Source organism: Actinotalea soli (assembly GCF_017565425.1).
Classification (GTDB): Bacteria; Actinomycetota; Actinomycetes; order Actinomycetales; family Cellulomonadaceae; genus Actinotalea; species Actinotalea soli.
Window position 1 is genome coordinate 1 of record NZ_JAGEMK010000022.1, and the last position, 341, is coordinate 341.

2 rRNA genes are annotated in these 341 nt (G+C 57.8%); both read right to left on the reverse strand.

From position 1 onward, the window contains the following. Positions 1–25: 25 nt before the first annotated feature. Positions 26–142, reverse strand: a 5S ribosomal RNA gene (gene rrf, locus J4G33_RS16870). A gap of 74 nt (positions 143–216) precedes the next feature. Then, a 23S ribosomal RNA gene (locus J4G33_RS16875) occupies positions 217–341 on the reverse strand; the annotation flags it as partial.

Sequence of the window (341 nt, forward strand, 5' to 3'; positions counted from 1 at the left end):
TCGGGGTGGCCCTTTCTGAAAAGGTGTTCGGCGGCGACCTACTCTCCCACACAGTCTCCCGTGCAGTACCATCGGCGCAGAAGGGCTTAGCTTCCGGGTTCGGAATGGAGCCGGGCGTTTCCCCTTCGCTATGACCACCGAAACTCTATGGAGATGTCATCGGTTTCCCGACCGTATCTCGGGAACCGCACAGTGGACGCGTAGCAGAAGTAAGGTTGTGTCAAGTTATCGGCTTATTAGTACCGGTCAGCTGCGAGAGTCGTTAGTCCTCTCTTCCACATCCGGCCTATTCACCCAGTGGTCTAGCTGGGAGCCTCTCGGGGCAAGCCCCGTGGAAACCT